Source organism: Aeromonas sp. (assembly GCF_050633025.1).
GTDB lineage: Bacteria > Pseudomonadota > Gammaproteobacteria > Enterobacterales > Aeromonadaceae > Aeromonas.
On record NZ_JBODRQ010000158.1, the window covers coordinates 1 to 6,657 of the forward strand.

7 protein-coding genes are annotated in these 6,657 nt (G+C 58.0%); 1 reads left to right on the forward strand and 6 read right to left on the reverse strand.

Features of this window, described 5'->3' with window-relative positions; all coding sequences use genetic code 11:
* Positions 1–4 precede the first annotated feature (4 nt).
* From ACRAUW_RS15885 to ACRAUW_RS15895, 3 genes are all read right to left on the reverse strand, one after another.
* Positions 5–1,273, reverse strand: a complete 1,269-nt coding sequence (locus tag ACRAUW_RS15885) for a high-affinity branched-chain amino acid ABC transporter permease LivM (RefSeq protein WP_431363055.1) — start codon at positions 1,271–1,273, stop codon at positions 5–7.
* An 82-nt stretch (positions 1,274–1,355) separates the two neighbouring features.
* Positions 1,356–2,282 carry a high-affinity branched-chain amino acid ABC transporter permease LivH gene (livH, locus tag ACRAUW_RS15890; protein WP_431363056.1) on the reverse strand — a complete coding sequence of 309 codons (927 nt, stop codon included), beginning with the start codon at positions 2,280–2,282 and terminating at the stop codon, positions 1,356–1,358.
* A 66-nt stretch (positions 2,283–2,348) separates the two neighbouring features.
* Positions 2,349–3,470, reverse strand: a complete 1,122-nt coding sequence (locus ACRAUW_RS15895; protein WP_431363057.1) for a branched-chain amino acid ABC transporter substrate-binding protein — start codon at positions 3,468–3,470, stop codon at positions 2,349–2,351.
* A gap of 434 nt (positions 3,471–3,904) precedes the next feature.
* Here ACRAUW_RS15895 and ACRAUW_RS15900 point away from each other — a divergent pair, with 434 nt between their 5' ends.
* Positions 3,905–4,909, forward strand: a complete 1,005-nt coding sequence (locus ACRAUW_RS15900) for a substrate-binding domain-containing protein (RefSeq protein WP_431363058.1) — start codon at positions 3,905–3,907, stop codon at positions 4,907–4,909.
* A 121-nt stretch (positions 4,910–5,030) separates the two neighbouring features.
* On the opposite strand, the gene ACRAUW_RS15905 is transcribed toward ACRAUW_RS15900, so the two are convergent.
* The 3 genes from ACRAUW_RS15905 to ACRAUW_RS15915 form a co-directional block, all read right to left on the reverse strand.
* Complete coding sequence (locus ACRAUW_RS15905; RefSeq protein ID WP_431363059.1) at positions 5,031–5,279, reverse strand: GNA1162 family protein; 249 nt, start codon at positions 5,277–5,279, stop codon at positions 5,031–5,033.
* A gap of 439 nt (positions 5,280–5,718) precedes the next feature.
* Entirely contained in the window at positions 5,719–6,045 is a 327-nt protein-coding gene (locus ACRAUW_RS15910; RefSeq protein WP_431363061.1) for a CesT family type III secretion system chaperone, read from the reverse strand.
* Positions 6,046–6,159: 114 nt separating this feature from the next.
* On the reverse strand, positions 6,160–6,657 hold a 498-nt coding region (locus tag ACRAUW_RS15915; RefSeq protein ID WP_431363060.1), incomplete at its 5' end, for a substrate binding domain-containing protein.

The window sequence follows — 6,657 nt, forward strand, 5'->3', positions numbered from 1 at the left end:
GTACTCATTTCTTCAACTCCAGATGCGGACGGGTCATCGGCAGCAATCCCTGTGGCCGCCAGATCATCATGAACACCATCAAGAGGCCGAACATCAGCATGCGGTACTCGTTAAATTCGCGGGCCAGCTCCGGCAGCACCGTCATCACGATGGCGGCCAGCACCACCCCGATCTGGGAGCCCATGCCGCCCAGCACCACAATCGCCAGCACGATGGCCGACTCGATGAAGACGAAGGACTCCGGGCTGATAAAGCCCTGCCGCGAGGCGAAGAAGCTGCCGGCGAATCCTGCAAAGCAGGCGCCAATGGTGAAGGCGGTCAGCTTGATGATGGTGGGGTTGAGCCCCAGCGATTTGCAGGCGATCTCGTCTTCCCGCAGCGCTTCCCAGGCGCGGCCCAGCGGCATGCGCAGCAGGCGGTTGATGACGAACAGGGTCACCACCACCAGCACCAGCGCCATCAGGTAGAGGAAGATCACCTTGTGGTTGGCGTTGTAGGTAATGCCAAAGAAGTTGTGGAAGGTATCAAAGCCGCCATCCTTGACGGTGCGGTTGAACTCCAGCCCCCCCAGGGTCGGTTTGGGAATACCGGAGATCCCGTTCGGGCCGCCGGTCAGGGTGGTCATGTTGTTGAGCAGGATGCGGATGATCTCGCCAAAACCCAGGGTGACGATGGCCAGATAGTCCCCCCGCAGCCGCAGCACCGGGAAACCGAGCAGGAAGCCGAAGGTAGCGGCCATCAGCCCGGCGATGGGCAGGCACTCCCAGAAGCTCAGTCCGAAGTAGGTGTTGAGCAGGGCATAGCTGTAGGCACCGACCGCGTAGAAGCCGACATAGCCGAGATCGAGCAGACCGGCGAGGCCGACCACCACGTTCAGCCCCAGCCCCAGCATGATGTAAATCAGGGTGAGGGTGGCGAGATCGATGGCGCCGCGAGAGGCCATAAAGGGCCAGCTCACCGCGAACAGCAGCACCAGCACGGCGGTGAGGTTATAGAGCTTGGGCGCCTCTTCCGGGCTCGGCAGCACCAGCTTGGTGAAGCCGACCGAGAAGCCACTGATGGAGGCCTGAAACAGCTTGGCAATCTGGCCGCGCAGCATCTGGAACCAGAAAACGAGAGTGGCCCCCCCCAGCAGCCAGGCCAGCGACACATCGAGGCGGCTCACCACCAGCAGGCGGGAGCCGTCGGTCTCCAGCTTGAAGCCGAGCAGCCAGAAGGAGAGCACCAGCAGCACCAGGCTGGCGATACAGGCGTGGATAAATTGATGTTTCATCACACTTTCTCCACTTCCGGACGACCGAGAATGCCGCATATGGACATAAACAGCTGCACGAGAACATGCATAGATTGGTTTTTCATACCTTCTCGACCTCCGGACGACCCAGAATGCCGGTCGGCATAAAGAGCAGCACAAAAATGAGCAGGGCAAACGCCATCACATCCTTGTACTCGGTGCTGAGATAACCGGCGGTGAGCGCTTCAACAACGCCGAGCAGCAGGCCGCCCAGCACGGCGCCGGGAATGCTGCCGATACCGCCCAATACAGCGGCGGTGAAAGCCTTCAGACCGGCCATAAAGCCGAGATAGGGGTTGATGACGCCGTAATACATGCCGAGCAGCACCCCGGCCACTGCGGCCAGCGCAGCCCCCAGCACGAAGGTGATGGAGATGACCACGTGGGTGTCGATGCCCAGCAGGTTAGCCATCTTGATATCTTCCGAACAGGCGCGGCAGGCGCGGCCCATGCGGGAGCGGTTGATAAACTGGGTCAGCGCCAGCATGGTGATGAAGGTCACCACGAAGATAATGAGCTGCATATAGGAGAGGCTGGCCTGAAAACCATCCTCGCCGCCCAGGGTCCAGCCACCGGAGATCAGGCTGGGCATGGCGATGTCCCGCGAGCCCTGCGCCATCCGCATCATGTTCTGCAGGAAGATCGACATGCCGATGGCGGAGATGAGGGGGATCAGCCGGTTGCCACCGCGCAGCGGCCGGTAGGCGACCCGCTCTATGCTCCAGCCATAGGTGCCGGTGATGATGATGCTGACCAGGAAGGCGCCCCCCAACAGCAGAAAGGTGCTGTCGATGCCCATCATCATGAGCCCCGCCATCACCATGAAAGCGACATAGGAGCCGATCATGTAAACCTCGCCGTGGGCGAAGTTGATCATGCCGATGATGCCATAAACCATGGTGTAGCCGATGGCGATCAACGCATAGGTGCTGCCTATGGTTAATCCGTTCAGCAGCTGCTGAACCAGATAGAGGAGGTGTTCGGACATACTGCGTTCCCTGTACTTGCCCGCAAAGAAAGGAGGGGGTGAGCGTACTCACCCCCGATCGGCAGATTATTTGACTTGACTGGAGGTGCCGTCAGCGTGCCACTGGAACACACCGAATTCGAAGCCTTTCAGGTCACCGTTCGGTGCCCAGGCCAAGGAACCCATCACGGTATCGATCGGTGCAGCCTTGATGGCGGCGGCAACGGCGGCCGGGTCATCTTCACCAGCCTTGGTGATACCGGCAGCCAGGCTTTGCATCGCGGCATAGGTGGTCCAGACGAACGGGCCGGAGGAGTCTTGACCCTTGGCCTTGAACGCGGCAACCAGCGGGGCGTTGGCCGGCACCAGATCATACTTGTTTGGCAGGGTTACCAGCAGCCCTTCAGACGCCGGGCCACCGATGGCGGAAATGTCCTTGTTACCCACCCCTTCCGGGCCCATGAACTTGGCCTTCAGCCCCTTCTCGCCAGCCTGACGCAGGATCAGACCCAGCTCAGGGTGATAGCCGCCGTAGTAGACGAAATCGACGTTCTCTTTCTGCAGCTTGGCGATCAGGGCGGAGAAGTCCTTGTCACCGGCGGTGATCCCTTCAAAGGCCACCACTTTCACGCCAGCCTTGTCGAGCGCAGCTTTCACGCTGGAGGCGATCCCTTCACCGTACTGCTTCTTGTCGTGGATAACGGCCACGCGCTGGGGTTTGACCTGCTCGATGATGTATTTGGCCGCCGTCGGGCCCTGATCGCTATCCAGGCCGATGGTGCGCAGGGTCAGCTGGTAACCACGCTCGGTGATCTTGGGGTTGGTGGAGGCGGGGGTGACCATCAGGATCCCCTCGTCTTCATAGATGTCGGAGGCGGGCAGGGTGTTGTCGGAGCAGAGGTGACCGACCACGAACTTGACGCCATCGTTCACCACCTTGTTGGCGACGGCCACCGCCTGCTTGGGATCGCAGGCATCGTCATAGACAATCGCTTCGATCTGCTTGCCATTGATGCCGCCAGCCTTGTTGATCTGCTCGACCGCCATCTTGCCGCCGATGAACTGCATGTCACCGTACTGGGCGACCGGGCCGGTGACCGGCCCTGCGATACCAATCTTGATGGTGTCTGCCGCGTGGGCGATGGAGATCGATCCAAACAGAGCCAAAGAAACCGCTGCGCCAACTGTAATTTTGCTCAACTTATGCATTGATTCGTCCCTTAATCAGTGGATTGTTTCATTTCCGTGTGCCATTCCGGATCTACATCCCGTGCGTCCGGCTATAGGTATGGTTCTATCATTCCTCGTGGGGCAATAACAAGCTGTTAAAGATACTGAGCGAGTGGGGTTGTTTGGGAGTATTTTGAAATAAAATGGCTGTTTGTTTCTATAATTTGGAATTTAATATCGATGTGAAAGCTTAACATCTTTTTAACTACTGTTAATTCTGACAAATATCAGAGGATTAATCTGGCGATATTTTACTCTGACGGAGCTCCCATTTTGACCACAATCCGTTTGCGCAAACAGAAATGAGTGCCTAAATTAGCCCCTATTGACAATTCCGTGGCAGAGCTCGTTAAAACCAAGCCTTTATTCGGGAAATCTGCTAATGTTCCGCCTTTGACAGTCAGGAGACAGAGATGGCCACTATCAAGGATGTCGCCTCGCGTGCAGGCGTATCCATCTCCACCGTCTCACATGTGCTCAACCACACTCGCAGGGTCAGCGAAGACGCGACCCAGAAAGTGATTGAGGCGGTGGCAGAACTCAACTACGCGCCCAACTCGGTAGCGCGCAGTCTTAAAATAAATTCGACCAAGACCATCGGCATGCTGGTGACCACCAGCGTAAACCCCTTCTTCGCAGAAGTGGTGCAAGGGGTTGAAGCGTACTGCTTCGAACAGGGCTACAGCCTGATCCTCTGCAACACCGAAAACCAGCCGCCTCGCCAACAGCATTACCTGAGAATGCTGATGGAAAAACGGGTGGATGGCCTGCTGGTATTGGGTACCGATATCGACACCCCGTTGCGCGACATGCTGCGCATCCACAAGAACGTGCCGCAGGTGGTACTGGATTGGGGCACGGAGTGCGATTTCGCCAATGTCATCAACGACAACGCCCGGACCGGCGCCCACATGGCGGTGCAGCATCTGCTGGAGCTGGGACACAGAGACATCGTCTGCATCACGGGTCAGCTCTCCAAGCCGACCACCCAGCAGCGACTGGACGGGGTACGTGATGCGCTGGGCGAGCATGGTCTGACCCTCAAAGATGAACAGGTCTTTGAAGGGGACTACGAGAGCCAGAGCGGCTTCGATGCTATGCAGCGCATCCTGGCTCTGCAGCCTCGTCCGACCGCGGTCTTTGCCTTCGACGATCCCATGGCGATCGGCGCGATTTGCGCTGCCTGGGAAGCCGGAGTCAAGGTGCCGGATGATATCTCCATCATCGGCTATGACGATGTGGAGATGGCGCGCTTCTCCAGCCCGCCGCTGACCACCATCCGCCACCCGAAGGCCGAACTGGGCCAGCTGGCGGTGAAGCATCTGGTCAGCCGGATCCGCAACAAGGAGCTGGAAGTGGAATCGATGACGGTACAGCCCGAGCTGATCGTCCGTCGCTCGGTCAAACCGTTGCGTTAATCCGCGCCCGTTGCCAAGACGAAAAACCCCCTCTGTCACGAGGGGGTTTTTGTTTATGCACACCAGAGTGCAAGCGCTTGACTCGCGTAAGCCAACCTTTTCTGTTTTTCCTCAGTAAAGGTTATTTTTGGGTGTTGTACTTGGGGGAGTGGGGGCCGTAAAGAATACCATTTGGCATATTGGCATTCAGTAATCTGGCGCTGGTAATCCCAGCTATATCATGGCCTTTGTCCATGACCGTGTTGGCGACCTGGTCAACGACTGCGACGACCAGCATACCAACTAGGCTTCCACCACCATTGGACTTCTGCTCTGCACTGGAAGCCAGGGCACCAAACCAGAATTTGTGGTGCCTTAAGCTCCGGTACAAGGGTGCTCTTAGATAATGTCGCCCCCCGAGTTGGCTGCCGTATTGGCAGTACCGGGAAGCTGACTGCCTGGCAATCCTGCGCCAGTTGCCGGATCTGGAATCGATAGTGGGAAACCCACCAATAGCCTGCTCGGCAGATCAGCCCACCTCCCCTTGCTGATGTTCCTCTGATGGCCGGTGGCCTGCAACCCCCGGCGCAGATTGCGGTAGCGGATATCGACTGATCCGAAGCCCCCTATTTTATGGATCTTGCTTTTCCTCCATGTGAAACGGTCAATGCGGCTCCAGTGAATGCCCGCCACGAGCGACCGGCCAAGCTCAAGATCGGCGTCTACAAGCAGGCGCACAACGTCGAGAAGTGGCGATGCTGGGCGCGCCAGCAGAACGTCACCTTCGAGGCGGTGCAAAAGAGCCGGGGTGGCGAGCCCCACTACTTCCTCTATTTGTGCGAACAGGATCCGGCGCGGGTCGACCAGCACACGCATCTAGTGGGAAATCCGCCTTTGTTGATCTCGCTGGCGGCGTGCACCAGCTGTTCCAGCTGGTGGTGGATCTGGGTGCGATCCAGCTGCTGCAAGGGCTGACGACTCCACAGCACCGGTGTCAGGCTCTCGGTATCGAAACCTAGTACCGGCTTGCACGGGTCCTGACTGAACAGGTTCTGGGCGGCCGCCTGAGCACTGGTGGCCGCGTCGAGGCGGGTAAATATCAGCAGATATTCGGCCGGGTGTTCGGTCAGGTGACAGGTCAGTTCGCCGATCTGCAGGCTGGTGACGCTCTCCTCCTGTTGCGGCCCAGGCTACTGAAGTTAGGACACCCATCTTTCTGAGCAGGTTGCCGCATCGCTGACACAGCTAAGATAGATGTCTTTTGTACCGTGTTACAGATGAATTGACGCCAGCAATTGCTCACTGTGTTTGGTCAAGTGGCTTTTTAAAGCCTGGATCACCGGGCTTATTCTCTGGCGGTTGGCACACACCAAGTTCAGCGGTACGACCTCCCCTTGCCATTGCGGGCACAGTTGAACAAGACGTCCGGCAAGCAGATCCTGAGCAACATCCAAAGATGATTTGTAGATGATGCCGAGCCCGGCAATAGCCCAACGCCGGACGATATCACTATCATCAGAGGTCCGGTTACCAGAAACCTGTACCGATAACTCTTCACCATTAACCGAAAACCGCCAGCGATCATACAGGTAGCCACCGAGCTGATAGATGAGGCAATTATGTTGCGTCAAGTCCTCCGGGGTCGCGGGAGTGCCGTGACGCACGACATAAGCTGGTGAGGCGCACAGGATCCTGTGGTGACGCAAGAGCACGGGTAACGCCACTAGAGATGAATCAGGCAGAGGCCCGTAGCGCAGGGCTACATCGAC